21 protein-coding genes are annotated in these 24,097 nt (G+C 71.0%); 12 read left to right on the forward strand and 9 right to left on the reverse strand.

The annotated features are described in order from the left end of the window. The first annotated feature begins 27 nt into the window (after positions 1–27). Positions 28–1,020: a Bug family tripartite tricarboxylate transporter substrate binding protein gene (locus BM041_RS04245; RefSeq protein ID WP_092955897.1), complete on the forward strand. Its 993-nt coding sequence runs from the start codon at positions 28–30 to the stop codon at positions 1,018–1,020. A gap of 3 nt (positions 1,021–1,023) precedes the next feature. Here the strand turns inward: BM041_RS04245 and BM041_RS04250 are convergent, their stop codons facing one another. Beyond that, positions 1,024–2,133: a glycosyltransferase family 4 protein gene (locus BM041_RS04250; RefSeq protein WP_092955900.1), complete on the reverse strand. Its 1,110-nt coding sequence runs from the start codon at positions 2,131–2,133 to the stop codon at positions 1,024–1,026. Positions 2,134–2,345: 212 nt separating this feature from the next. Next, positions 2,346–3,353: a TerC family protein gene (locus tag BM041_RS04255; RefSeq protein WP_092955903.1), complete on the reverse strand. Its 1,008-nt coding sequence runs from the start codon at positions 3,351–3,353 to the stop codon at positions 2,346–2,348. Positions 3,354–3,886: 533 nt separating this feature from the next. Here BM041_RS04255 and BM041_RS04260 point away from each other — a divergent pair. From BM041_RS04260 to BM041_RS04300, 9 genes are all read left to right on the forward strand, one after another. Beyond that, positions 3,887–4,171, forward strand: coding sequence for a twin-arginine translocase TatA/TatE family subunit (locus tag BM041_RS04260; protein ID WP_092955906.1), 285 nt, complete (start codon positions 3,887–3,889; stop codon positions 4,169–4,171). A 245-nt stretch (positions 4,172–4,416) separates the two neighbouring features. Then, positions 4,417–6,357 carry a TRAP transporter permease gene (locus BM041_RS04265; protein WP_217648609.1) on the forward strand — a complete coding sequence of 647 codons (1,941 nt, stop codon included), beginning with the start codon at positions 4,417–4,419 and terminating at the stop codon, positions 6,355–6,357. Further along, positions 6,354–6,965 carry a methylthioribulose 1-phosphate dehydratase gene (locus tag BM041_RS04270; protein ID WP_092955912.1) on the forward strand — a complete coding sequence of 204 codons (612 nt, stop codon included), beginning with the start codon at positions 6,354–6,356 and terminating at the stop codon, positions 6,963–6,965. Before BM041_RS04265 ends, BM041_RS04270 begins: the two co-directional genes overlap by 4 nt. Further along, positions 6,962–7,501 carry a 1,2-dihydroxy-3-keto-5-methylthiopentene dioxygenase gene (locus BM041_RS04275; RefSeq protein WP_092955915.1) on the forward strand — a complete coding sequence of 180 codons (540 nt, stop codon included), beginning with the start codon at positions 6,962–6,964 and terminating at the stop codon, positions 7,499–7,501. Before BM041_RS04270 ends, BM041_RS04275 begins: the two co-directional genes overlap by 4 nt. Next, on the forward strand, positions 7,498–8,178 hold the full coding sequence (gene mtnC / locus BM041_RS04280; protein ID WP_092955918.1) for an acireductone synthase: 681 nt from the start codon (positions 7,498–7,500) through the stop codon (positions 8,176–8,178). The genes BM041_RS04275 and mtnC overlap by 4 nt, the downstream gene beginning before the upstream one ends. 104 nt (positions 8,179–8,282) lie before the next feature. Then, positions 8,283–9,266, forward strand: coding sequence for a magnesium/cobalt transporter CorA (corA, locus tag BM041_RS04285; protein WP_092955921.1), 984 nt, complete (start codon positions 8,283–8,285; stop codon positions 9,264–9,266). A 5-nt stretch (positions 9,267–9,271) separates the two neighbouring features. Then, positions 9,272–9,955, forward strand: a complete 684-nt coding sequence (locus tag BM041_RS04290) for a hypothetical protein (protein ID WP_092955924.1) — start codon at positions 9,272–9,274, stop codon at positions 9,953–9,955. A gap of 125 nt (positions 9,956–10,080) precedes the next feature. After that, positions 10,081–11,046: an acetamidase/formamidase family protein gene (locus BM041_RS04295; protein ID WP_092955927.1), complete on the forward strand. Its 966-nt coding sequence runs from the start codon at positions 10,081–10,083 to the stop codon at positions 11,044–11,046. 144 nt (positions 11,047–11,190) lie between these two features. Further along, complete coding sequence (locus BM041_RS04300) at positions 11,191–11,688, forward strand: GcrA family cell cycle regulator (RefSeq protein WP_092955930.1); 498 nt, start codon at positions 11,191–11,193, stop codon at positions 11,686–11,688. A gap of 198 nt (positions 11,689–11,886) precedes the next feature. Here the strand turns inward: BM041_RS04300 and BM041_RS04305 are convergent, their stop codons facing one another. Then, complete coding sequence (locus BM041_RS04305) at positions 11,887–13,566, reverse strand: stimulus-sensing domain-containing protein (protein ID WP_092955933.1); 1,680 nt, start codon at positions 13,564–13,566, stop codon at positions 11,887–11,889. A 129-nt stretch (positions 13,567–13,695) separates the two neighbouring features. Between BM041_RS04305 and BM041_RS04310 the strand changes: the two genes are divergently transcribed. Beyond that, positions 13,696–15,315 carry a long-chain-fatty-acid--CoA ligase gene (locus BM041_RS04310; protein WP_092955936.1) on the forward strand — a complete coding sequence of 540 codons (1,620 nt, stop codon included), beginning with the start codon at positions 13,696–13,698 and terminating at the stop codon, positions 15,313–15,315. A 64-nt stretch (positions 15,316–15,379) separates the two neighbouring features. On the opposite strand, the gene BM041_RS04315 is transcribed toward BM041_RS04310, so the two are convergent. From BM041_RS04315 to xseA, 3 genes are read right to left on the reverse strand one after another with little or no spacing between them, the layout of a single operon-like run. After that, on the reverse strand, positions 15,380–16,135 hold the full coding sequence (locus BM041_RS04315; RefSeq protein WP_092955939.1) for an SDR family NAD(P)-dependent oxidoreductase: 756 nt from the start codon (positions 16,133–16,135) through the stop codon (positions 15,380–15,382). Between the two features lie 40 nt (positions 16,136–16,175). After that, a complete protein-coding gene (locus BM041_RS04320; RefSeq protein ID WP_092955942.1) occupies positions 16,176–16,985 on the reverse strand; it encodes a M23 family metallopeptidase in 810 nt (269 codons plus the stop codon). Further along, a complete protein-coding gene (gene xseA / locus BM041_RS04325) occupies positions 16,982–18,445 on the reverse strand; it encodes an exodeoxyribonuclease VII large subunit (RefSeq protein ID WP_092955945.1) in 1,464 nt (487 codons plus the stop codon). Before xseA ends, BM041_RS04320 begins: the two co-directional genes overlap by 4 nt. A gap of 77 nt (positions 18,446–18,522) precedes the next feature. Between xseA and purD the strand changes: the two genes are divergently transcribed. After that, on the forward strand, positions 18,523–19,791 hold the full coding sequence (gene purD / locus BM041_RS04330; protein ID WP_092955948.1) for a phosphoribosylamine--glycine ligase: 1,269 nt from the start codon (positions 18,523–18,525) through the stop codon (positions 19,789–19,791). Positions 19,792–19,930: 139 nt separating this feature from the next. Here purD and BM041_RS04335 read toward each other — a convergent pair whose 3' ends face one another. The 3 genes from BM041_RS04335 to BM041_RS30435 all read right to left on the reverse strand — a co-directional run bounded on the left by BM041_RS04335 (position 19,931) and on the right by BM041_RS30435 (position 23,975). After that, positions 19,931–22,174, reverse strand: coding sequence for a glycosyltransferase (locus BM041_RS04335; protein ID WP_092955951.1), 2,244 nt, complete (start codon positions 22,172–22,174; stop codon positions 19,931–19,933). A gap of 16 nt (positions 22,175–22,190) precedes the next feature. After that, entirely contained in the window at positions 22,191–23,660 is a 1,470-nt protein-coding gene (locus BM041_RS04340) for a mannose-1-phosphate guanylyltransferase/mannose-6-phosphate isomerase (RefSeq protein WP_092955954.1), read from the reverse strand. A 114-nt stretch (positions 23,661–23,774) separates the two neighbouring features. Continuing rightward, positions 23,775–23,975, reverse strand: a complete 201-nt coding sequence (locus BM041_RS30435; protein ID WP_092955957.1) for a hypothetical protein — start codon at positions 23,973–23,975, stop codon at positions 23,775–23,777. Positions 23,976–24,097: the final 122 nt, after the last annotated feature.

The raw sequence follows: 24,097 nt of genomic DNA on the forward strand, positions 1-24,097 counted from the left end.
CCGCCCAACATCCCGGGAGGATTCTCCATGCACCTGACCCGCCGCGGCCTGGCCGCCGCCTCCGCCGCCGCCCTGGTCGCCGCACCGCGATGGTCTGTCGCCCAAGGGGCCGCCCAGACTGCCTGGCCGGACCGGCCGGTGCGGGTCATCGTCTCCTTCCCCGGCGGGTCGACGCCGGACATGGCGGCCCGCGCCGTCACGGGGCATTTCGCCACCGTCTTCGGCCAGCCCTTCGTGGTGGACAACCGCGCCGGCGGCGGCGGCAATATCGGCACGGAAGCGATCGTGCGCGCGACCGATGGCCACACGATCGGCGTGACGATCGGCGGCCCGGGCAGCACGGCCAAGGTGCTGAACCCGGCGCTGGGCTATGATCCCGCCACGGACCTGGCGCCCATCTCCCTCCTCGCCCGCCTGCCCTTCGTGCTGGTGGTGCATCCCTCGGTCCCCGCGCGGACGGTGCGGGAATTGGCGGAATACGGCCGCGCCAATCCCGGCAAGCTCAACTACGGCTCCACCGGCCCCGGCACGCTGTCCCACCTGGCGACGGAGGACCTGGCGGCGTCGGAGCGGTTCCAGGCGGAGCATGTCTCCTACCGCGGTGTCGCGCAGGCGGTGCTGGACCTGGTGGCGGGGCGCATCCAGGTCTTCATGGCGCCGCTGGCCGGCGTGGCGGGCCATGTGCGGGAAGGGACGCTGCGCGCGCTGGCGGTGACCGGGCCGGCCCGCATGCCGCAACTGCCGGAGGTGCCGACGCTGCGGGAGGCCGGCGCGACCGGGGAGCCGGTGGTGGCCTGGATCGGCCTGTTCGGCCCCGCGGGCATGCCCACGGACCGCGTCGCCCGCCTGGCGGCGGAGGCGCGCATCGCGCTGGAGAATCCGGACCAGCGCCGCATCCTGGAAACCGCGGGGTTCGAGCCGGTGGGCAGCAGCCCGGCCGACTTCGCCGCCTTGCAGAAGGCGGAGATCGAGCGCTGGGGCGGGTTGATCCGCCGCCTGGGCGTGCGCCCGGAAAGCTGAGCGCTACAGCCCGACCAGTTCCAGGTAGCGCGGCAGGGTGCGGTCCCAGGCGAAGTCGGACCGGACCCGCGCCGCGGCCTGGGCGCCCATGTCCTTGAGGCGGTCGGGCGCCGCCAGGAGGTCAGCGATCGCGGCCTCCACCGCGGCGGGATCGGCGCCGTCGCACAGGGCGCCCGTCACCCCGTGCTCGACCGCATCGGCGGCGCCGCCATCGATCCCGGCCAGGGCGGGCAGGCCATGCCAGGCGGCTTCCAGGTAGACCAGGCCGAAGCCCTCCACCGAATCGCCCTCACGCCGCGTCGGCATGACGAAGAGGTCGGCGGCCCTGAAGAGCGCGGCCTTCATCGCCTCCTCCACCCGCCCCAGCCAATGCACGCGGTCGGCGACGCCGAGGGCCCGCGCCATCGCTTCCAGCCGGGGCCGGTCCGGTCCCTCTCCGGCGATCAGGTATTGCAGGCCGGGATGCCGGGCGACGAGGCCGGGGAGGGATCGCAGCACGGCGTCGATTCCCTTGCGGGGTTCGAGGCGGCCGATGGTCAGCAGCAGCGGGGCGCGCCCGCCGGCGAGATCGCGGAGATACAGCTGCTCGGCCCTGCCGGGGGCCGGCTGGGGCGGGATGGGCAGCCCGATCGGCACGCAGGCGGTGCCCGGGGAGAGGTAGGGCTGCACGAGACCGGCGGTGTAGCGGGAATTGGGGGCGACCGCGGTGGCGCGCGCCAGCGCGCGGCGAATCCGGCCTTCCTTGCGGGGCGAGGGGGAGGCCGGGAATTCCATGCCATGCGCCAGCGCCAGGATGGGCGTCGGGCTGCTGGGCAGGGTCTCGACGCTTTTCCAACTGTCGCAGAGGATGACCTGCGGGCGGTGCCGCGCCACGGCGCGGGCGACGGCCAGGCGTTTCACGAGGCGGCGAAGGGGCCGCGGGCCGCCGAAGCGGCGGAGCGCGAAGTCCCGCGATTCGATATCGGCACCGTCACCGCGGATGCGGTCCGCGAAGACCTCCACGGGATGGCCGGACTGGACCAGCGCCTGGGTGAGGGCACCCATCAGGGCCTGGATGCCGCCCGTGTCTGGCGGGAAGTTCTGCGTCACCAGCAGGATCGGCGGTTTGGTCATGAGCTGCGTGTAACATTAAGGGGCGGTTTAATGAAGGAAAATTCATATCAATACCGAACGCGTCCGTCGCGTTGCCATCGTGCTGTCGCCGGCGGGCAGGAGGCGGCGCGGGCTTTCCTTGGCGGAACGCCAGGGGGTGGAATGCAGAGGGGCCGGCCGGCATTGCTGCCGGCCGGCCCCCCGTGTCTCGGACCCTGCGGGGGTCCGCGCTATCAGGCGGCCGGGGCGACCGGCGGATCGTTGCGGGTCTTCCACAGGCTGTAGAAGATGCCGCCCGCGATCATTGCCAGGGTGACGCCGAGCGAGATGGCCGGGTCCACCTTACCGAAGATCTGGTTCCAGAAGATCTTGCCGCCGATGAACACCAGCACCATCGCGAGCGCGAACTTCAGGTAGTGGAAGCGGTGCACCATGGCGGCCAGCGCGAAGTACAGGGCGCGCAGGCCGAGGATGGCCATGATGTTCGCGGTGTAGACGACGAAGGTGTCGGTCGTGATCGCGAAGATCGCCGGCACGCTGTCCACCGCGAAGACGAGGTCGGCGATGTTGATGACGACCAGCGCCAGGAAGAGCGGCGTCGCCCAGGCGACGACCTTGCCGGTCTTCGGGTCGGGCTGGCGGACGAAGAACTTCTCGCCATGCAGCTCGTCCGTCACCCGCATGCGCTTCTTGAGGAAGCGCACGACCGGGTTCTTGGACACGTCCTGGTCGCCTTCCGGCACCACCAGCATCTTGATGCCGGTCGCGATCAGGAAGGCGCCGAAGACGTAGAGGATCCAGCTGTATTCCTGCACCAGGGCGGCACCGATGCCGATCATGATGCCGCGCAGCACGATGACGGCGATGATGCCCCAGACGAGCGCGCGGTACTGGTACTTCCGCGGGATGGCGAAGAAGCCGAAGATCAGGCTGATGACGAAGACGTTGTCGATGGACAGCGCCTTTTCGATGAAGAAGCCGGTGAAGTAGGTCAGGCCGGCATGGGTGCCGTCTTCCGTGGTGATGTAGCCGGCATCATAGGCCCACCAGATCGCGCCGCCGTACATCATGGCGAAGCCGATGTAGAAGGCGGAGAGCTTGAGGCTTTCCGCGATCCCCATCTCCTTGTCGTCCTTGTGCAGCACGCCCAGGTCGAAGGCGAGCAGCGTGAAGACGATGGTGAAGAAACCGGCCCACATCCAGACCGGCTTGCCGATCCACTCGGCCATCAGGAATTCCATGCTCTATCGCTCCGGACCGATGGGGCCAACCCGTGGGGATGGCCGCAAGGCGTGATTGGGGTGTCCCGGCGCGGACACGATCCGGGCCGGGTCGTGCGTTGTTCTCTGGCGATCCGACATCGCGGCGGGCGCGGCGGGCCTAAGGCGCGCGGCGCCCGAACGCCAGAGGGGCCCGGATCGGCGCCGTGATAGGGGAGGCATTACGCGTAAGCAATCCCTGATCCATCAAAATCGGCCTCGAACGCGGGTCACTTTTCGGATTCCGGCCCTATGCCGGCATCATGCGGGCAAAAGGTTAACCGCACCCCTATGCCGGGCGCTGCTGGGTGTGGCGGGCAGCGCGGCGTCGTGCCGGGCAGGAGAGGCCGGGGTTGCAGCGAAATGGCATCCCCCCCGTTGTGTGAAGATGACGGACACGCCATGTGTCTGTTTGCGCCGGGCGGGGACGCGCACTAGTCTCCCGCCTGGAAATTGTCCGGCCCGCCCCAGGGGTTCACCCTGGAGGCAGGCCCCTTTGGGATCGAGGCGTCACGATGGGTTCCTTCAGCATCTGGCACTGGCTCGTGGTGCTGCTGGTCATCCTGCTGCTCTTCGGCAGCGGCAAGATCAGCGGCCTGATGGGCGACCTGGCCAAGGGCATTAAGTCCTTCAAGCAGAACATGAAGGAAGACGACGTGAAGGACGCCTCCATGGCGGCCGACCCGGCGGCGCAGACCCCCGCGCAGCCGGCCGGCTCCATCGCCGCGCCGGGCGCCCCGCAAGGCGCGCAGACGACCGGCACGGCGCAGGCCGCCAACCCGTCCCGCCCCGCCGCCTGATCGGCGGGCGCCCGGGCAACGCCCAGGCGCAGCCCCGGTCCGGGGCGTGGTTGATGATAGCCGCCGGCGGCCCTAGGGTGCCGGCGCAATGACGAGCCCCGTCCGATGGCGGGGCCGCGCGCCGACCCCGTCGCCGGGGCCGGCGCGTCGCGTTTGGGGGGTCTTCCATGGTCAATCCGCCGGCAACGAACGGCCAAGGGCAGGCTGCGCCCGCTTCGGCGGAGGGTGTGGTCGCCATCGACGACATGGAATTCGCCTCCGCCCGCCGGGACCTGGCGGGCTGGCAGGGCCTGGCCTGGCGGGCGGCGGCGGCGGGCTTCGTGCTCTGGCACCTCTGGATCCTGCTGGTCGATCCGGTCGATCCCACCATCTCCCGCGCCGTGCATGTCTTCCTGGGCGCGGCGCTGGGCTTCGCGCTGTTCGCGCCGCGCGCCGTCGGTGCCGGCGAGGTCGAACGCCGGGTGCCCTGGTATGACTGGGCGCTGATGATCCCGTGCCTGCTGGTGCCCGCCCACTACATCCTGGACGCGGACGGGATCGAGATGCGGTCCTTCATGGGGCCCAACTGGCAGGACCTGCTGGCGAGTGGCGTCGGCATGGCGCTGGTACTGGAATTCGCGCGCCGCACGGCGGGCGCGGTGATGCCGCTGATCGCCATCGTCTTCATCGCCTATTGCTTCGTCGGCCCCTGGATGCCCGGCATCCTCTACCACCGCGGCGTCGCCTGGGATCAGGTGCTGGTGGAGCTGTTCGGCAACAACGGCGTGCTGGGGACCATCATCCAGGTCTCGGCCAGCTTCATCATCCTCTTCGTCACCTTCGCCGCCTTCCTCCAGGCCTCCAAGGCCGGCGACTACTTCAACGACTTCGCGCTGGCCCTGGTGGGGCGCGCCCGCGGCGGGCCGGCCAAGGTCACGGTGGTGTCCGGCATCCTCTTCGGCACCATCTCCGGCAGCGCGGTGGCCAATGTCGTCGCCTCCGGCGCCTTCACCATCCCGATGATGCGGCGCGTGGGCTATGACCGGGAAACGGCGGCGGCGGTGGAAGCGACCAGCTCCACAGGTGGCCAGATCACGCCCCCCGTCATGGGGGCGGGCGCCTTCATTATGGCGGAGGTGCTGGGCCGCGCCTATGCCGACATCGCGCTGGCGGGGCTGATCCCGGCGCTGCTCTTCTACCTCGCCAACTACATCCATTGCGACCTGAACGCCCGCAAGGCCGGCATCCGCGGCCTGCCGCGGGAGGAGTTGCCGCGCTGGGTCGATCTCGGCCGCCGTGCCTACATGGCGGCGCCGCTGGTGCTGCTGATCGTCATCCTGCTGATGGGCTATTCGCCCTTCCGCGCCGCCGCCATCGGCATCGCCGCCACCATCGTCATCATGCTGGGCACCGCGCTGGTGCACCGCATGGCGCTGCGTGGCGAAGGGATCGGCGGCGCCATCGGCGGCGCGGCGTGGGAGACGCTGAAGGCCATCGAGGCCGCGCTGAGCGGTTCGGCGAAGGAGACGATGCAGCTGATTGCTGTCTGCGCCGCGGCGGGCATCGTCGCCGGCGTCATCGGCCTGACCGGCGTGGGCGGCCGCTTCGCCACCATGCTGCTCGACATCGCCGGCGCCTCCGTCTTCCTCGCCATGCTCTTCGCCATGGTGGTGGCGATCATCCTCGGCATGGGGGTGCCGACCACGGCGGCCTATGCCATCGCCGCCGCCGTGGTGGCGCCGGGGCTGATCCGGATCGGCGTCGATCCGCTCGTCGCCCACATGTTCATCTTCTACTTCGCCATCCTGTCGGCCATCACGCCGCCGGTGGCGCTTGCCAGCTTCGCCGCCGCCTCCATGGCGGGCGCCGACATGTGGCGTACCAGCGTCATCGCGGTGAAACTCGGGCTCGCCACCTTCATCGTGCCCTTCATGTTCTGGCTGTCCCCTGCGCTGCTGGCGCAGGGGGATCTGCTGCCCATCCTGCAATCCTTCGTCACCGCCGGCCTCGGCGTCTGGCTGCTGGCGTGCTCGACCGAGGGCTGGATGATGAACGGCCACCTGCCGCTGCCGCTCCGCCTGGCCGCCGCCGCCGGGGGGCTCGCGCTGATGATCCCGGAAGGCATCACGGATGTCGCGGGGCTTGCCATCTGCGCCGGCCTGGTCTTCTGGCAGCGCCGGACCTTCCCGGAGGAGCGGCTGGCTTGATTCCTGACCATGTCGAGGTCGCCATCATCGAGGTCGGCCGCCGCCTGGACCGGCAGGGGCTGGTGCCGGCGACGGCGGGCAATTTCTCCATCCGGCTGGATGCGCGGACGCTCGCTGTCACCGTCTCCGGCCGCCACAAGGGGTTTCTGCGCCCCGGTGACGTCATGGTGGTGGACATCGACGGCCGCCCGCTGACGGCGGGCAAGCGCAGCTCCGCCGAGACCCTGCTCCATTGCGGCATCTACCGCCGTTTCCCGGAAGCGGGCGCCGTGCTGCACGGCCATTCCATCGCCAACACCGTCATGTCCCGCGCGGCGGAGGGTGAATCCATCACGCTGGCGGGATACGAGTTGCTGAAAGCCTTCCCCGGATTGCCGACGCATGAGGCGGAAATCGCTGTCCCGGTGGTGGAGAACGACCAGGATATTCCCCGCATGCAGCAGGGGCTGGACCTGCTGTGGGACGGCATGGCAGAGCCGCCCCCGGGCTACTTGATCCGCGGCCATGGCTCCTATGTCTGGGCCGCCGACATGCCGGGGGCGCTGGCGCGCCTCGAAGCCCTGGAATTCATGCTGGCCTGCGAGATGCAGGAAAGGAGGATGCGATGAGCCGCCTGACCATCTGGGACGCCTCGTCCAACAGCCAGGTCCTGGTGACGGAGGACCCCGCCGAGATCGCCGGCAACCTCAAGGCGATCGGCGTGCGGTTCGAGCAATGGCCGAGGGCCGACCTGCCGGCGGATGCGGATGCGGACGCCATCCTGGCCGCCTACCGCCCGCAGCTGGATGCCTTCCTGTCCAGCACCGGCGCCGGCACGGCCGATGTCATCAAGCTGACGCCGGACCACCCGATGAAGGATGCGATGCGCGCCAAGTTCCTGTCGGAACACACGCATACCGAGGACGAGGTCCGCTTCTTCCACGCCGGTACCGGCAATTTCGTGCTGCATGTGGATGGGAAGGTCTTCGACGCGCATTGCGGCCCAGGCGACCTCATCAGCGTCCCCGCCAATTCCAGGCACTGGTTCGATGCGGGGACGGAGCCGAACTTCGCCGTCGTCCGCGTCTTCACCGACACCACCGGCTGGACGCCGCACTACACCGGCACCGACATGGCGGAGCGTTTCCCCGCGGCGACGGCGTGACCATCACCACCGTCCTGACGGATATCGAGGGCACGACCAGCGCCATCGCCTTCGTGAAGGAGACGCTGTTCCCCTTCGCGGAGCAGGCGCTGGACGGGTTTCTCGAAGCCCGGCGCGGGGATGCCGAGGTCGCGGCGATCCTGGCGGAGGTCCCGGGCGCCGACCCGGCAGCGACGCTGCGCGGCTGGATGGCGGATGACGTCAAGGCGACGCCGCTCAAGACCCTGCAGGGGATGATCTGGGAAGCGGGCTTCCGGGATGGGCGGCTGCGCGGGCATCTCTGGCCCGACGTCGCGCCCTGCCTGCGCGCCTGGCACGCGGCGGGGCTGCGGCTCGCGGTCTATTCCTCCGGCTCCGTCGCGGCGCAGAAGCTGCTGTTCGGGCATAGCGAGGCGGGGGATCTGCTGCCGCTGTTCTCCGGCTTCTTCGACACGAAGGTCGGGCACAAGCGCGAGGCGAGTTCCTACGCCGCCATCGCCGCCGCGCTGGGCACGAACCCGGCCTCGATCCTGTTCCTGTCCGACGTGGCGGAGGAGCTGGATGCGGCGGCGGCGAGCGGCCTCGGCACCTGCCAGCTGGTCCGGCCGGCCGATGCGGCGGTGCCTTCCGGCCGTCACCGGGAAGCGCCCGACTTTCCCGCCGTCGCGGCGCTTTGCGGCCTTCCTGCCACGCCCTGACAGCCTCTGTCGCAATGCAGCATCCCGGCGGGTGACATCGGCCGCCAGGGCGCGCTAGATGCCGACGGCTCGAGACGGGTAGGCCCGGGGCGGGAGTACGCGACATGATGACGACCTACACCGTCGCGGATGGCCGCCTCGCGATGCGGGACGGCATCCTGCCCGTGGGGGATCTGGCGGGTGCTGTCTGGATCGACCTGCTGAACCCCACGCCGGAAGAAGGCCGCGCGGTCAAGGACGCGCTCAAGCTCGAAATCCCGACGCGGGAGGAGATGCAGGAGATCGAAAGCTCCTCGCGCCTCTACCGGGAGGATGACGCCCTCTTCCTCACCGCCAACTTCCTTTACGGCGTGGAGGGCGGCGAATACGGGTCGACGCCGATCACCTTCGTGCTGTCGAACAGCGCGTTGGTCACCGTGCGCTACGCGACGCCCAAGGCCTTCAGCAGCTTCGCGCTGCGCTGCCAGCGCAGCCCCGGCCTGCTGGCGACGCCCGATGCGGTGATGCTGCATCTGTTCGAACAGATCGTGGATCGCCTGGCGGATATCCTGGAGCGTGTCGGCAGCGACATGGACCGCGCCTCCGCCGCCTCCTTCCGCTCCGCGCGCAGCAAGGTGAAGGCGACGACGCGCGACCATGATTTGCGGGAGGCGCTGATCACCCTGGGGCAGGTGGGTGAAGTGACCACGCGGGCGAATGAGACGCTGCTGGGCCTGACGCGCATCCTGTCCTTCGTGGGGGCTGAGAAGGCGACCGCGGTGCGGAAGGAGAACCAGAGCCTTCTGAAGACCCTGGTGCGGGACGTGCGCAGCCTGGTGGACCACGCGGCCTTCCTGAACGGCAAGGCGAACTTCCTGCTCGATGCCGTGCTCGGCATCCTGAATGTCGAGCAGAACGCGATCATCAAGACCTTCACCGTTGCCTCCGTCGCGCTGATGCCGCCGACGCTGATCGCCAGCATCTACGGCATGAACTTCCGGCACATGCCCGAACTGGATTCGACCTTCGGCTACCCGGCGGCGCTGCTGCTGATGGTGTGTTCCGCGGCGCTGCCGATCCTCTATTTCAAGCGGAAGGGCTGGCTCTGAACCTGGTGCTGGCCTTCCTCGCGGCGGTCCTGCTGCTCTCGGCCGGCGCGGCGCTGGCCCAGCCCGCCTGCCCGCCCCGCGGCACGCCGGCGTTGAATGTCAGCCTCTCCGACCCCGAGCCGCGGGTGCTGCCGCCCCTGCCGGCCTGGCAGTTGCGCCAGATCGCGGAGGGGGAGGAGGCGGAGATCGGCCCGCCGCTGCATCACCTGGGCCTGACATTGTCCCGCGTGGAATGGCGGAGCGAGATCACGGTGCGCAGCGGCGCGGCCGCCGCGGGCGCGGTCTGCGCCGTGCCGTCGGAGGTGCGGGTGACGCTGCTGCATGCCGAGCACATCATCCGCCTGGCGCGGGAGATTCCCCGCGGCGGCTGCCTGGCCGGGGAGGTGCTGGCGCATGAGCGCCGCCATGCCGAGGTCAATCGCCGCACATTGCGGGAGGCCGCGGACGGGCTGCGCGCCGTTGCGCGGGCCTGGGCCGCGCGGGCGGAGGCTCGGGCGCCGGATGTCGGCGCCGCCGCCCTGCTGCTGCAGGACCAGCTGGCGGCGGCGGTGGAGCCGGTGCTGGAACGGCTGCGCCAGGCCCGCGCCGCGCAGCACGCCCAGATCGACTCGCCGGAGGAATACCGCCGCCTCGGCCGGGTCTGCCCGGGCGACCAGCGCCGCATCCGCTTCACCTTCGGGGCGCATTGACGGGGCCATATGCCTGCGGCTTGGGCAATGCCGCGGGGAGGGGCGCGAAAGCGCGACCGGCCCCGGATTGACCCGCGTGGCCTGACCGGGCTTGGTTGACGCCAGACACCGCCAGAGGTCCGTCCGTGCCCGACATCCATTGCATAGCCGCCACACCCGAATCCATCCGCTGGGGCGCCTTCGATGCCAGCTTCGCCCCGGTGGCGACGGTGCAGTCGGGCGACCTCGTCGTCCTGGAATGCGTCTCCGGCGCGCCGGAGGTGATGCCCCCGGCTTCCTCCGGCCTGGTGCCGCCGGCGGCGCTGGCCGCCATCCATGCCAGCAAGCCGCCGCGCCTTGGCCCGCATATCCTCACGGGCCCGGTGGCGGTGGCGGGCGCCGAGCCCGGCGATGCGCTGCGCATCGACATCGAGCGCATCGACCTTGGCTGCGACTGGGGTTTTTGCGGGTTTCGCCCGCTGGGGGGGACGCTGCCGGAGGATTTTCCCTACCACCGCATGCTGCACATTCCCGTGGACAAGGAGACGATGACGGGGAAGGTGCCCGTGGGCCCCGGCGTGACGCTGCCCCTCAGCCCCTTCTTCGGCGTGATGGGCGTGGCGCCGCCCCGGGAATGGGGGGCGATCAGCACGAAGGAGCCGCGCGCCCATGGCGGCAACCTCGACAACAAGGAACTGACGGCGGGCACCACGCTGTGGCTGCCCGTGCATGTCGCCGGCGCCAATTTCTCGGCCGGTGACGGCCATGGCGTGCAGGGCGATGGCGAGGTCTGCATCAACGCGCTGGAGATGTGCCTGACCGGCCATTTCCGCCTGACCCTGGAAAAGGGCGGCGGCGCCAAGGACCCTATCCTGAAGTTCCCCAAGGCGGAGACGAAGACCCACTACGTCTCCATGGGCATGAACGAGGATCTCGACCTCGCCATGAAGCAGGCGCTCAGGGAGATGATCGCCTTCATCGTGGCGCGGATGAACGTCTCCGCCGCCGATGCCTACCAGCTGTGTTCGCTGGCGGTGGATTTCCGGGTGACGCAAACCGTGAACGGGGAGAAGGGCGTTCATGGGTTGCTAAGAAAGGGTCTTCTGTTCTGAGATTCTGCCCAGGCTGATGGCAGGGCGGGAGATTCGTCCCGCTCTGTCCACAGGATTCATGCGCCGTTGACCACTCCACAACTTGTGGCCCCCCCCTGCGTTGCACTACCCTATCTTGTGTCTGGGGCGCAGCGGGAGACTTCGATGGATTGGTCTGCGGAAGCGATCGAGCGGCTTCGGGCGCTCTGGGCGGAAGGCCATTCGACGGCCGAGATCGGGCGCCGGATGGGTGTGTCCAAGAATGCCGTGGTCGGCAAGGCGCACCGCCTGAACCTGCCCGCGCGGCCGAGCCCGATCCGCCGCGAGGCGGTGGCCGAGAAGCCCGCCGCCGCGCCCGTGCGCGCCGCCCGCCCCGCCAGCCCGGCGCCGCGCAGCACCCTGTCGCCGAGCCCTGCCCCGGTAGCAGCTGTGCCTGCGCCCGCCCCGGTGGCCGCGATGACGGCCCCCGCCGCGCCGACGGCGGTGGTGCGCGCCTTCCCGCGCCTGGGCTCCGCCCGGACCTGCTGCTGGCCGATCGGGGAGCCCGGCACCCCCGATTTCCGCTTCTGCACGGCGGAGGCGACGTCCGGCAAACCCTACTGCACCCAGCATGCCGCCGTGGCCTATGTGAAGGCGCGAGACCGGCGCGAAGACGCCGCCTGAATTCTGCCGGACGGCGTGAACAGGGCCGGGTGCCTCAGGGCCCCGGCCTTTTTCATGACCAGCCGATGGGCGGGCGGATGGCGGCCTTCCTGCCGCCGTCCGCCGGCCTTCGCGAGGAGGCTCCGTTGCGGCTGCCTCGCGGCGCTCATGCCAGGCCCTCAGGCGCCGGCCGCAGGTCATTGATCGATCAGGTTGGGATCAGGCCGCCGGCAGCGTCACGATGAAGCGGGCACCGGTGATCGTGCCGGCCGCATCGCGCTTGTTCTCCGCGCTGATGCGACCGCGCAGCCCTTCCACGATCTGGCGGGAGATGGACAGGCCGAGGCCGGAATGCTGGCCGAAGCGCTCGCCGCTCGGCCGTTCCGAATAGAAGCGGTCGAAGATGCTCTCCAGCTTCGCATCGGGGATGCCGGGGCCCTCATCCTCCACGATGAATTCCACCATGTGGCCGGTGGGGCGTGCGCGGACCATCACATGCCCGCCCTCCGGGCTGAAGGAGATGGCGTTGCCGATGAGGTTGCGGAAGACCTGGACGATGCGGCCTTCGACGCCGCGGACGATCAGGCCCTCCGACGGGGCCTCGATCTCGACGGCGGGGTCCTCCTCATCCCGCGTGGCGGCGTGGAGTTCGCCGAGTGCCGCCAGGATCGGCGCGCAATCCACGGGCTGGGCGATGGTGCGGGACAGTTCGGCATCGACGCGGGAGCTGTCGGCGATGTCGTTGATCAGCCGGTCCATGCGCACGGCATCGTCGGAGATGATGGCCAGCAGCCGGCGCTGCTTCACCGGATCCTCGATCCGGCGCAGCGTCTCGATCGCGCTGCGCACGCTGGTCAGGGGGTTGCGGAGTTCGTGGGCGACATCGGCGGCGAAGCGCTCATTGGCGTCGATCCGTGCCCAGAGCGCGCGCGCCGCCGTCTGCAGGTCCCGCGCCAGCACGCCGATCTCGTCCGGGCGTTCCAGCAGGGGCTTCGGCACGCTGCCGCCACGGCCCTCGCCTTCGCGCATCGCGGCCGCCGCGCGGGCAAGCTGCAGGATCGGCGTGGCGAGGGTGCGGTTGAGGTAGGTGGAGAGCAGGACCGTGAGCACCAGCGCGGTGGAGAACAGCGCGAGGACGGAGACGCGGATGTCGAGCAGCCGGGCATCGACCTCCCGCGCCTCCCGCGTCAGCAGCACGATGCCGACGGAAGCGGCGCCGCGGCGGGCGGGTTCCGCGACGGAGACCAGCAGGCGGCCATCGGCGGTGCGGCGGATATAGGGGCGCACGCCGCCTTCGAGGGCCAGGCGCAACTCCTCCCGCCGATCACTCCCGGCCTGGCCGCCGCCGAATTCGGGCTGCCAGTCGAAGGAAGGGGCGTCGGGGTTCACATCCACCACCACCTCGTCCCGCGCCTGGCGGGGCAGGATGGTCAGCAGCCGGTCATAGAGGCCGGCGACGGTGCCCGCGAAGGCACCGCGGGGTTCCGGCGGGGGCAGGGGTTCGGTCACGATGGCGCCGCCCGGGCCTTCCCGCACGCGGCTGTCGGCCACCATCAGGCCGGTATTGTCGAAGAGCCTGGCCTGGGTGTTGGGCGATGGTTCCACCAGGCGGCGCAGCAGGGGGCGGGCGGCTTCCGGCACCAGGATGGTGCGGTCGTCCCGCGGGCGCGTCGCGGCTTCCCCGATGGCGGCGGCATAGATGCGGGCCTGGGTGCGCAGCGCCTCCACTTCCGCCGCCAGCAACCCGTTCTGGTACTGGTCGAGGTAGAGGAGCGAGGCCGCCAGCAGCGCCGGCGGCAGCGCGTTGAGCAGCAGGATGCGGCGCAGCAGGGGCGAGAGCCAGCGCCGCGGCTTGCGTTCCGTCGTGGGCAGGGCGGGGGCGCCGCCGGCATCCGGCATCTTTCGCCAATCTCTCCGTCGCGTCAGCCAGAGTAGCGCCGATCTCCGTGGCGGCGCCATGGCGAGAGGTTGCGCAGGGCGCGGCTTCGTCCAAGACTCCCGCCAACCAAGGCGAAGGGGAGGATGCGGATGCTCGGGCTGATGCAGGACTGGCCGCTCAGGATCCACCGGCTGATCGACCATGCCGCGCGCCACCATGGCGGCCAGGCGGTGGTGAGCCGGAGCGTGGAGGGGCCCTTCCACCGTACGGATTACCGGACGATCCGCGCGCGGTCGCTCCGTCTGGCGCAGCGCCTGGTGCGGGAGGGGGTGGTGCCGGGGGACCGGGTGGCGACGCTGGCCTGGAACACCTGGCGGCATATCGAGGCCTGGTACGGCATCACCGGCGCGGGCGGCGTCTACCACACGCTGAACCCCCGCCTGTTCCCGGACCAGATCGCCTGGATCCTGAACCACGCCGAAAGCCGTCTGATGTTTCTCGATCTCACCTTCGTGGGGTTGGCCGAGAAGCTTTTCCCGAGCCTGCCGCATGTGAAGCGCTTCATCCTGCTGACCGATGCCGCGCATATGCCCGCAACCGCGCTGCCCGGGGCGGTGGATTACGAGAGCTGGCTTGACGAGGCGGATGGGGATTTCGACTGGGTCGCAGGCGAGGAGAATGACGCGGCCGGGCTCTGCTACACCTCCGGCACCACCGGGGAACCGAAGGGGGTGCTCTACTCCCACCGCTCCAACGTGCTGCATGCCATGGCGAGCACGGCGGCGGACATGTTCGGGTTGCGGTCGGTGGATAAGGTCATGCCGGTGGTGCCGATGTTCCACGCCAATGGCTGGTGCCTGCCCTTCAGCGCGGCGCTGACGGGGGCGGGGCTGGTGATGCCGGGGCCGAAGCTGGACGGCGCCTCCATCCATGAGGTCATCACCCAGGAAGGCGTGACCTTCACCGCCGCCGTGCCGACGGTGTGGCTTTCCCTGTTGCAGCACCTGGAGGCGACGGGCGCGGGGCTCGGTGCGTTGCAGCGCGTCATCATCGGCGGCAGCGCCTGCCCGCGCGCGATCACGAAAGCCTTCGCGGATCGCGGCGTGAAGGTGATGCACGCCTGGGGCATGACGGAGACCTCCCCCATCGGGACCATCTGCGGGATCAAGCCGGCGGTGGCGGACCGGGACGCGGAAGGGATGCTCGATCTGCAGGAGACGCAGGGCTTTCCGCCCTTCACCGTGGACATGCGGATCGTCGGCGATGATGGACTCGAGAAACCCTGGGATGGGGAGACCTTCGGCAACCTCCAGGTGAAGGGGGCGACGGTGACGAAGGGCTACTTCAAGGCGCCGCGCGATTCACTGACGGATGATGGGTGGTTCGAGACGGGCGACGTCGCCACCATCGATGCCAATGGCTACATGCGCATCACCGACCGCACCAAGGATGTCATCAAGTCCGGCGGCGAATGGATTTCCTCCATCGAGCTGGAGAATCTGGCGGTGGGGCACCCGGATGTGGCGGAGGCCGCCGTGGTGGCGGCGCGGCACCCGAAATGGGATGAGCGGCCGCTGCTGATCCTGGTGCCGAAGGCGGGGAGGGTGATCGAGAAGCAGTCGGTGCTGGACCACATCGCGCCGCATGTGGCGAAATGGTGGATGCCCGACGATGTCGTGGTGGTGGCGGAGATTCCCCATACCGCGACAGGGAAGATCCTGAAGACGAAACTCAGGGAGCAGTTCGCGGGGCATTTCGGGGTGGGTTGAGACGGGGAAGGCGCTGCCTTCCCCGGACCCCATCCGCCAGGGGCGTGCCGCCCCTGGACCGTCTTCAGATTTTTCCGCCATCCACGACGAAATACTGCGACGTCACCATCGCGCTGTCGTCGGCGGCCAGCCACAGCACCATGCGCGCGATATCCGGCGGCATGACCTTCCGCTTCAGGCACTGGCCCTCCAGGTGCTTCGCCACGGCTTCCGGCGTCGCCCAGAGTTGCTCCTGGCGTTCCGTGAAAACCCAGCCGGGCACCACCTCGTTGACGCGGATGCCATCCACGCCGAGGTCCCGCGCCAGGCCGCGCGTCAGGCCGCGGACCGCGGATTTGGCGGTGGTATAGGCGGGCATGCCGCCCTGGCCGCCCATCCAGCTGACGCTGCCCATGTTGATGATGGACCCCGCCTTGGCGGCGCGCATCGCCGGCGCCACGGCCTGCGCGCAGAAGAACATGTGGCGGAGGTTGGTCGCCATCCGCTCGTCCCAATAGTCGGGCTCCACCGTCTCCAGCCCATGCCGGTCGTCCCGCGCGGCGTTGTTCACCAGCACCTGCACGGGGCCGAGCGCCCCCGCGACGGTCGCGATGGCGGCGCGCAGCGCCGCGATGTCGCGCAGGTCGCAAGGGACGAACATCGCGCCCGTCTCCGCCGCCACCGCACGGCCACCGGCATCGTCGAAATCGAGGAAGGCCGGCTTCGCGCCCTGCCCGGCGAAGGCGCGCACCATCTCCGCCCCGATGCCGGAGGCGCCGCCGGTGATGAGCACGACCTTGCCGGAGAGGCTGGGGTAGCGGGCGTAGGGGGTGTCGGCCATGGGCGGTTCCTCGATGCGGTGAGCCAACGCGGCGGCGCGCCTATTGTTGCTGCGCGGGCAGCACCGGCTGCGGGTCCAGCCAGGTCTGGTACCAGGACAGGCTGAAATGGAGATGCGGGCCGGTGACGCGGCCCGTGGCACCCATCTCCGCGATGCGTTCGCCCCGCGTGACGGTGGCGCCGACCTCCACCAGGCGGCGGGAGAGATGGGCGTAGAGGGTGTTCACCCCATGCCCGTGATCCACCACCAGCAAATTGCCGAAGAAGAAATGCTCGTCGGAGAGCGTCACGCGGCCGCCCAGCATGGCGTGGATCGGCGTGCCGACGGGGCCCGCGACATCCAGCCCGTAATGCGGCTGGCGCGGCTGGCCGTTGAGGACCCGCTGGCTGCCGAAGATGCCGCTGATGCGGCCGCGCGCGGGCCAGGCCGGGCTGTCGGCGAAATCGGTGAGCGTGCTGTCCGTGGCGCGGGCGGCGGCCAGCTTCTCTCGCTCCGCCAGGATGCGGCGCAGCGCCGCCTCGTCCGGTGTGACCTGGGCGGGGGGCAGGCCGGTGATGGATTGCACATCCCATTGCCGGCGCTCCACCGCGATGGCGCGGGTTTCGGCGCGGCCGCCGGGATGGGTGATGAGCAGCGTGGAGGTCGCGGCATGGTCCCGCCCGAAGCCGAAGGCGAATTTTCCCGAGGTCGAGACGCGGACGGGCCGGCCATCGAGGGCGAGGCGCGTGCCGGGGGCGGCATCGCCCACGATCAGCGCGCCCTGCCGCGCCGGCATGGTCCAGGTGACGGCCTGGGCGGCCCGGGCCAGCAGCAAGGCGGGCGCGGCCAGCAGCAGGCGACGGGTGATCACAGCAGGCTCTCCTGCGCGGGCGGCCTGGGCTTCGCGCGCGGGGCCTTGGCGGCGGGGCCATCGGCGGTGGCGCCGACCGCGCCATCGGCGAAGGCGATGGAGAGCTTCGCGCCGGCACCGATATCGGCCGCGCGCGTCAGGGTCTGCCCCTCGGCATCCCGCACCAGGGCGAAGCCGCGGGCGAGGACCGACTGGTAGGACCCGGCCTCCAGCCGCGCGGCCAGCCCCTCCAGCCGTTCCCGCTTCTGGCGCAGCAGGGCCTCCACCGGCGCGGCGGAGAAGGCCTGGAGGGGGCGGGCGCCGCGGCTGCGCTGGACGATGCGCGCGAAGGCGGCGGCTTTCCGCCCCTCCAGCAGCGCGATGGCGTGGCGGCGGGCTTCGATCCCCGCGCGGGGGTGGGGGACGACCAGCGGCGCCAGGGCGGCGCGGCGGTTGGCGATGAAGCCGGTCAGGGCGCCGGGCAGGCTCTCCCCAGCCTCGTCCAGGCGCCGGCGGAGGTCCAGCACGCGGGCGGGCACGTCGGGCAGGCGGCGTTCCAGGCGGAGCAGCAGCGTCTCCGCCGCGCGCAACTGCCGCACCACGGCGCCGCGCAGCCGCGCCTCCCGCTGTGCCAGGTCGGCCAACAGGTCGGCGCGGGCTGGCACCGCAAGCTCTGCAGCGGCGGTGGGGGTGGGGGCGCGGCGATCTGAAGCAAAATCGATCAGCGTGGTGTCGGTCTCATGCCCGACGGCGGAGATGAGCGGGATGGGGGAGAGGGCGGCGGCGCGGACCACCACCTCCTCGTTGAAGGCCATGAGGTCTTCGAGGCTGCCGCCACCGCGGGCCACGATCAGCACATCCGGGCGCGGGATCGGGCCGCCGATGGGCAGGCGGCCGAAACCCTCGATGGCGGCGGCGATCTTCTCCGCCGCGCCCTGGCCCTGGACGGGCACGGGCCAGAGGATGAGCCGGCGGGGGAAGCGGCGGAGGATGGTCGTGCGGATGTCCTGGATCACCGCGCCGGCCTCGCTGGTCACGACGCCGACGACCAGGGGCAGGCGTGGCAGGGGGCGCTTCCGCCCCTCCTCGAACAGCCCTTCCGCCAGCAGCTTCTTGCGCAGCATCTCGATGCGCGCGAGCAGCGCGCCCTCGCCGGCGAATTCCAGCCGGTCGATGACCAGCTGGTACTTCGAACGATCGGCATAGGTGGTCAGCTTGCCGGTGGCGATGACTTCCACCCCGTTCTCCGGCTGGACCGACAGGCGGCTGACGCTGGTACGCCAGATCACGGATTCCAGCTTCGCATTCTCATCCTTGAGGGAGAGATAGATGTGGCCGGAGGGGTAGCGCTTGCATTCCGTGATCTCGCCCCGGACGCGGACCCGGCCGAAGGCCCCTTCCAGGGTGCGGCGTATGGCGCCGGCGATCTCGCTGACGGCGTATTCGGGAACATTGGTCGAAGCGGGTGGCGGCGTGTCCATGGCGCGACCCTATGCTATCCGCCGCCATGCGCGGAACCGGCCGTGCGGTCTTTTCTGTGTATGCGGGAGTTTGCGCGATGCAGGTGCTGGTGGTGGGCGGCGGCGGGCGGGAACACGCGCTGTGCTGGGCGATCGCGGCATCGCCGCTGCTGGGCAAGCTGTTCTGCGCCCCGGGCAACCCCGGGATCGCCGAGGTCGCGGAATGCGTGGCGATCGGGGCGGAGGATATCCCCGCCATCGTGGCCTTCGCGGTGGAGCGGAAGATCGACCTGGTGGTGGCGGGGCCGGAGGCGCCGCTGACGCTGGGCCTGGCCGATGCCTGCGCCGCCGCGGGGATCAAATGCTTCGGGCCGGTGAAGGACGCGGCGCGGCTGGAAGGCAGCAAGGTTTTTACCCGGGAAGTGGCGGAAGCGGCCGGGGTGCCGGGGGCGCGGTGGCGGCGCTTCGATGATCCGGCGGCGGCCAGGGCCTATGTCCGGGCGGAGGGCGCGCCCATCGTCGTGAAGGCCGATGGCCTGGCCGCCGGCAAGGGCGTGGTGGTGGCGTCCAGCGTCGAGGAGGCGGAGGCCGCCATCGCCGACATCATGGAAAGCCGCATCCATGGCGCGGCGGGCGCCACCGTGCTGATCGAGGAATGCCTGATCGGGGAGGAGATCAGCTTCTTCGCGCTCTGCGACGGGGAGACGGCGCTGCCGCTCGGCGCCGCGCAGGACCACAAGCGGGTCGGCGATGGCGACACGGGCCCCAATACCGGTGGCATGGGCGCCTATTCCCCGCCCCCCGCCTTCACCCCCGCGCTCCAGGCGCAGGTGATGGCGGAGATCGTGCAGCCGACGCTCGACGAAATGTCGAAGCGGGGGACGCCGTTCAAGGGCGTGCTCTTCGCCGGCCTGATGCTGACGGCGGCCGGGCCGAAGCTGATCGAGTTCAACGTCCGCTTCGGCGATCCCGAATGCCAGGCGCTGATGCTGCGGCTGCGATCGGACCTGCTGCCGGCACTCTTCGCGTCCTGCGACGGCGATCTCGGGCTGTTCGACCTGAACTGGGACGCGACCCACAGCCTGGTGGTGGTGATGGCGGCGGAGGGCTACCCGGGCAGCCCGCGCAAGGGCACGGAGATCCGGGGGCTGGAGGCGGCGGCGAAGGTCCCTGGCGTCCAGGTGTTCCACGCCGGCACGGCGCGGCGGGCGGATGGCGCGCTGGTGGCCAATGGTGGCCGCGTGCTGGCCGTGGCGGGGACGGGTGCGACGCTGCAGGAGGCGCGGGACGCGGCCTATGCGGCGGTGGACGCCATCGACTGGCCGGGCGGCTTCTGCCGGCGGGACATCGGCTGGCGGGCGCTGTAGCGCTTCAGGCCGCGAGGAGACGGCGCGGCGGCGATCCTGGCCGCCTGGGCGGCGATGACGCGGTCCGGCAGGCGATGCGGCTGCGCGACGAGCCGCGGCGCCGGGCCGCGGCGCCGGGCCGCGTCGGAGGTGCCGTGAGCTACGCCTCGACCTCCGGCCAGGTGAAGCGCTGGTGTTCCAGGTAGTCGAGCCGCGCGAGCAGGTCATCCGCCCGGCAGGCCATGAGGGAGACGAGCCCGACGCCGACCTCCCGCCCCGGCGGCGCATCCCCGGGGCCGTCATCGGGCGGCAGGACCTCCGGCGCGGCATGGGCTTCCAGGACCAGGTCGATCACTCCGCCGCTCGCCGGCAGTTCGAGGGCGGCGATCGCTTCCTCCCCCGGGGCGAGGGTCATGGCCAGGGGATCGGCGCCGCGCGGGAGCAGGCGGATGGCCTGCGCCGTGGCCGGGGCGCGGAGCAGCAGGTGAAGGCGGATGCGGCCGGTCATGTCCGGGGGCAGGGCCAGGCGCAGCGCCGCCCGGCTGCCTGATTCCAGCGGGCGGGTCCAGCAGCCCCAGGGTTCGGGGGCGTGCCAGCCTTCCCCGTCGCGCAGCGCCTCCGCCAGCAGCGCCGCCAGGCTGGGCGCGGCCTGCCCGCCGATGCCGAAGCGGATGATGGTGCCGAGCGGGATCGGGGGCGGGCCCTGGTGACGGGGGGTGGCGTTCTCCCGCAGCAGCCGGCCCAGCACCGCATCGCCGATCGCCTGCCAGCTGCGCAGGGGCGTGGCGGCGGCGCGGGCCTCGGCGGCGGCGCGGAAGGCGGGGTCGAAGGCCAGTTGTTCGACCCTGGCGATGAAGTCGGGCTCGCTATGCGGGCGGAACAGGATGGCGGCGCCGCGCCCGGCCTCCGGCAGGGCGGAATGGTCGGGGGCGAGGACCGCCTTGCCCTGGGCGATCGCCTCCGTGACCGGCAGGCCCCAGCCTTCATGGTCGGAGTTGTAGAGGACGAAGAGCGCGCGGCGATACAGCAGCGGCAGCGCGGCATCCGGCACGTCCGGCAGCAGCAGTACGGCGTCCCGCAGCGCCGGCGCGCTGCGCAGCAGGGCCAGCACGGGTTCCCCCATGAAGCCGGTGCGGCCGGCCAGCACCAGCAGCGGCAGCCTGGCCGCGCCATGCTTGCGGATCAGCGACAGCCAGGCGTTCAGGACGAAGAGGTGGTTCTTCCGCGATTCCAGCGTGCCGAGGAACAGCGCATAGGGCCGGCCCGCCAGCGCATTCACGCCGGCATGGGGCGTGGCGCCGGTGCCCTGGTCGCGCGCTGCTGGATCGCGCGGCGCGCCATCCAGCCCCACCACCATCATCGGCGGCAGCGGGATGGCAGGCAGGTGCTGCGCCTGCAGGCGGCGGATATCCTCCGCCGTCGCGGCGGAGACCGGCAGCAGCAGGTCCGCATGGGCGGCGAGGCCGGCGAACCAGCGGGCGAATTGGGCGACCGTCGCCGGCGGCGAGTGCTCCGGCACCACCAGCGGGCCGCAATCATGCACCAGCGGGGCGTAGCGCAGGCCGAAGCGCGCCTTCGCCAGCCGCAGCGCGAGGTGGTAGTTGGCCAGCCACCAGGAGGACCCGGGCACGACCAGCCAGGCGCCTTCGGGGAAGGCGAGTTCCGGCGCGGCGTCCAGCGCCTGGCGAGCGACGGCGACGGCCTGTTCCCAGGCGGGCTCCCGCGGATCGGCGCCGCTGCGGGACAGGCTGGCCAGGCGGTTGAAGGCTTCCCGTGGCAGGGCGCGCCAGCCGAGCGTCGCCGGATCATAGGCCGCGAGGATGACGCGCGCCGCCGGCCCGCCGCCGCGCAGCGCCGGCCCGACCAGTTCCAGCTGCACCCGCTGGATGCCCGAGGGCGTGCGGTTGGTGCCGAACCAGGACAGCAGGTCGCTCAGGTCGAAGACGACGCAGAGATCGCCGACGAGGGAGAACTGCGCCTCCGGCGCCCCCGCCGCGGCGACGTCGGGCTGGCCGAGCAGATGCGCGACCTCCCGCCAGGCGGCATCATTCGTCGGCTCGATCTCCAGCGCGCGGGAATAGGCAAGCCGCGCTTCGGGCAGGTTGCCGAGCAGCTTGAGGGCGTGGCCGACCTGCATCTGCAGGTCGGCATCCCCGGGCCTGCCCTGTTCCGCGCGGCGATAGGCGCCGAGGGCAGCTTCCGGGTCCCCGGCTTCCTTCAGCGCATGGCCGTATTGGATCCAGGTGGGCCAGTCATGCGGCCGGCCGGCGAGCCAGGCGGCATAGGCGGCGGCGGCGCCCGGCCAGTCCCGTGCATCGCGCAGGCGATCGGCTTCCCGCAGGGTGGCGCGGGGGTCGCGGTGGGCGTTGTCCGGGCGCGGCGCCGGCGGCTGGTCCTGCCCCATGCGCGCGCCTTCCGGCTCAGGCCCGGCCGTAATTATCCTCGAGCCGGACGATGTCGTCCTCGCCGAGGTAGGGGCCGGACTGCACCTCGATCAGCGTCAGCGGGATCATGCCGGGGTTTTCCAGGCGGTGGACGCAGCCGAGGGGGAGGTACACGGACTCGTTCTCCCGCAGCAGGATGCGTTCGCCGTCGCGTTCCACCACGGCGGTGCCGGCGACGACGACCCAGTGTTCCGCGCGGTGGTAGTGCTTCTGCAGCGACAGCTTGCGGCCCGGGCGGACGGTGATGCGCTTGACCTGGAAGCGGCTGCCATGGGCCACGCCCTCATAGGCACCCCAGGGGCGATAGACGCGCCGATGTTCCGTCGCTTCCTTGTGGCCGCTGGCCTTCAGCTGCTCCACCATCTTCTTCACGTCCTGCGCGCGGTCGCGATGGACGGCGAGGACGGCGTCGTCGGTGACAACCAGCACCACATCCTCCAGCCCCACCACGGCGGTGAGGATGCCTTCGGAGCGGACATAGCAGCGCTTCGATCCGAGGACCGCGGCATTGCCCATGGCGGCGTTGCCGTCCTTGTCCTTCGGTGCGATCTCCCACAGCGAGGCCCAGGAGCCGACATCGGACCAGCCGGGATCGCAGGGCACCACGGCCGCGAGTGCGGTGCGTTCCATCACCGCATGGTCGATGGAGATGGAGGGCGCTTCGGCAAAGCTGGCGCCCAGGCGGACGAAGCCCAGGTCCCGCGCCCCGCCGGCCACCGCTTCGCGCGCGGCGGCGAGAACGCCGGGCGCATGGGCGGCGAGTTCGGCGACCAGGGTGCTGGCCGTGGCGACGAACATGCCACTGTTCCAGAGATGGCGGCCGCCGGCCAGGAAGGCTTGCGCCGTCGCGGCGTCCGGCTTCTCGACGAAGCGGGCGACCTGCATCGCGCCCTCGATCCCCGCCAGGGGCGCGCCGGATTCGATGTAGCCGTAGCCGGTCTCGGGCGCGGTGGGGCGGATGCCGAAGGTGCAGATGCGGCCTTCGCGGGCGGCGAGCGCCGCGGCGGTCAGGGCATGGCGCAGCGCGGGCACGTCCTGTACCGCGGCATCGGCGGCCATGATCCAGAGGATGGCGTCGGGCGCATCCTCCCCGATCAGGATGGCGGCGGCGGCGATGGCGGCGGCGCTGTTGCGGGCGCTGGGTTCCAGGATGATGCGGCTGTCTTCCGCGCCGGCTTCGCGCAGCTGTTCGGCGACCAGGAAGCGATGCGCCTCCCCGCACACCACGACGGGGGCGGCGAAGCCCGGGGCGCGGGCGCGGGCCGCGGTTTCCTGGAGCATCGTGCCCTGGGACACCAGCGGCCAGAACTGCTTCGGATAGGCTTCTCGGGACAGCGGCCAGAGGCGGCTTCCCGTGCCGCCCGACAGGATCACGGGCACGATCTGGTCAACGGCGCCCCGGGAGGAGCCGGGGGAAGAGCCAGTCGGCACGGCATCGGTCGGCATGGGTCGTGGAACCTCGGTGCTGCGGCGGTGTCCGCCGGTATGTCGCAGGGCTTTGGAAAAAGAAAGGCAATGACGCGGCAGGAGCATGGTGCGCGGCTTCGACGGGTGGGGTCCTCAGCGGACCAGCAGCACCAACCCGATGACGATGGGCGCGGCCAGGATGGCGATCGCGATGGCGCGCAGCAGGAGTGCTGCGGCATGCGCCACCACGATTCCGGCGCCCGAGCCGCCCCGCGCCGGGGCTGCCTCCGCCTGTTCGATGCGATCCGTCGGTTGCATGGTGGTCCCGCCCTTGCGCGCCACCGGATCAAGCATCAACCGATGGGCTGCGTCCAGCGTAAGCTGGGGCCGCGCAGGTTGCGCGCGACGGCGTGATGGATGTTGACGGTGGGTTGAGGGCGGCGGGTTGACGGCGGCGGGGCCCGCCGGGCTTAACC

The organism is Falsiroseomonas stagni DSM 19981, assembly GCF_900114315.1.
In the GTDB taxonomy this organism is placed as follows: domain Bacteria; phylum Pseudomonadota; class Alphaproteobacteria; order Acetobacterales; family Acetobacteraceae; genus Falsiroseomonas; species Falsiroseomonas stagni.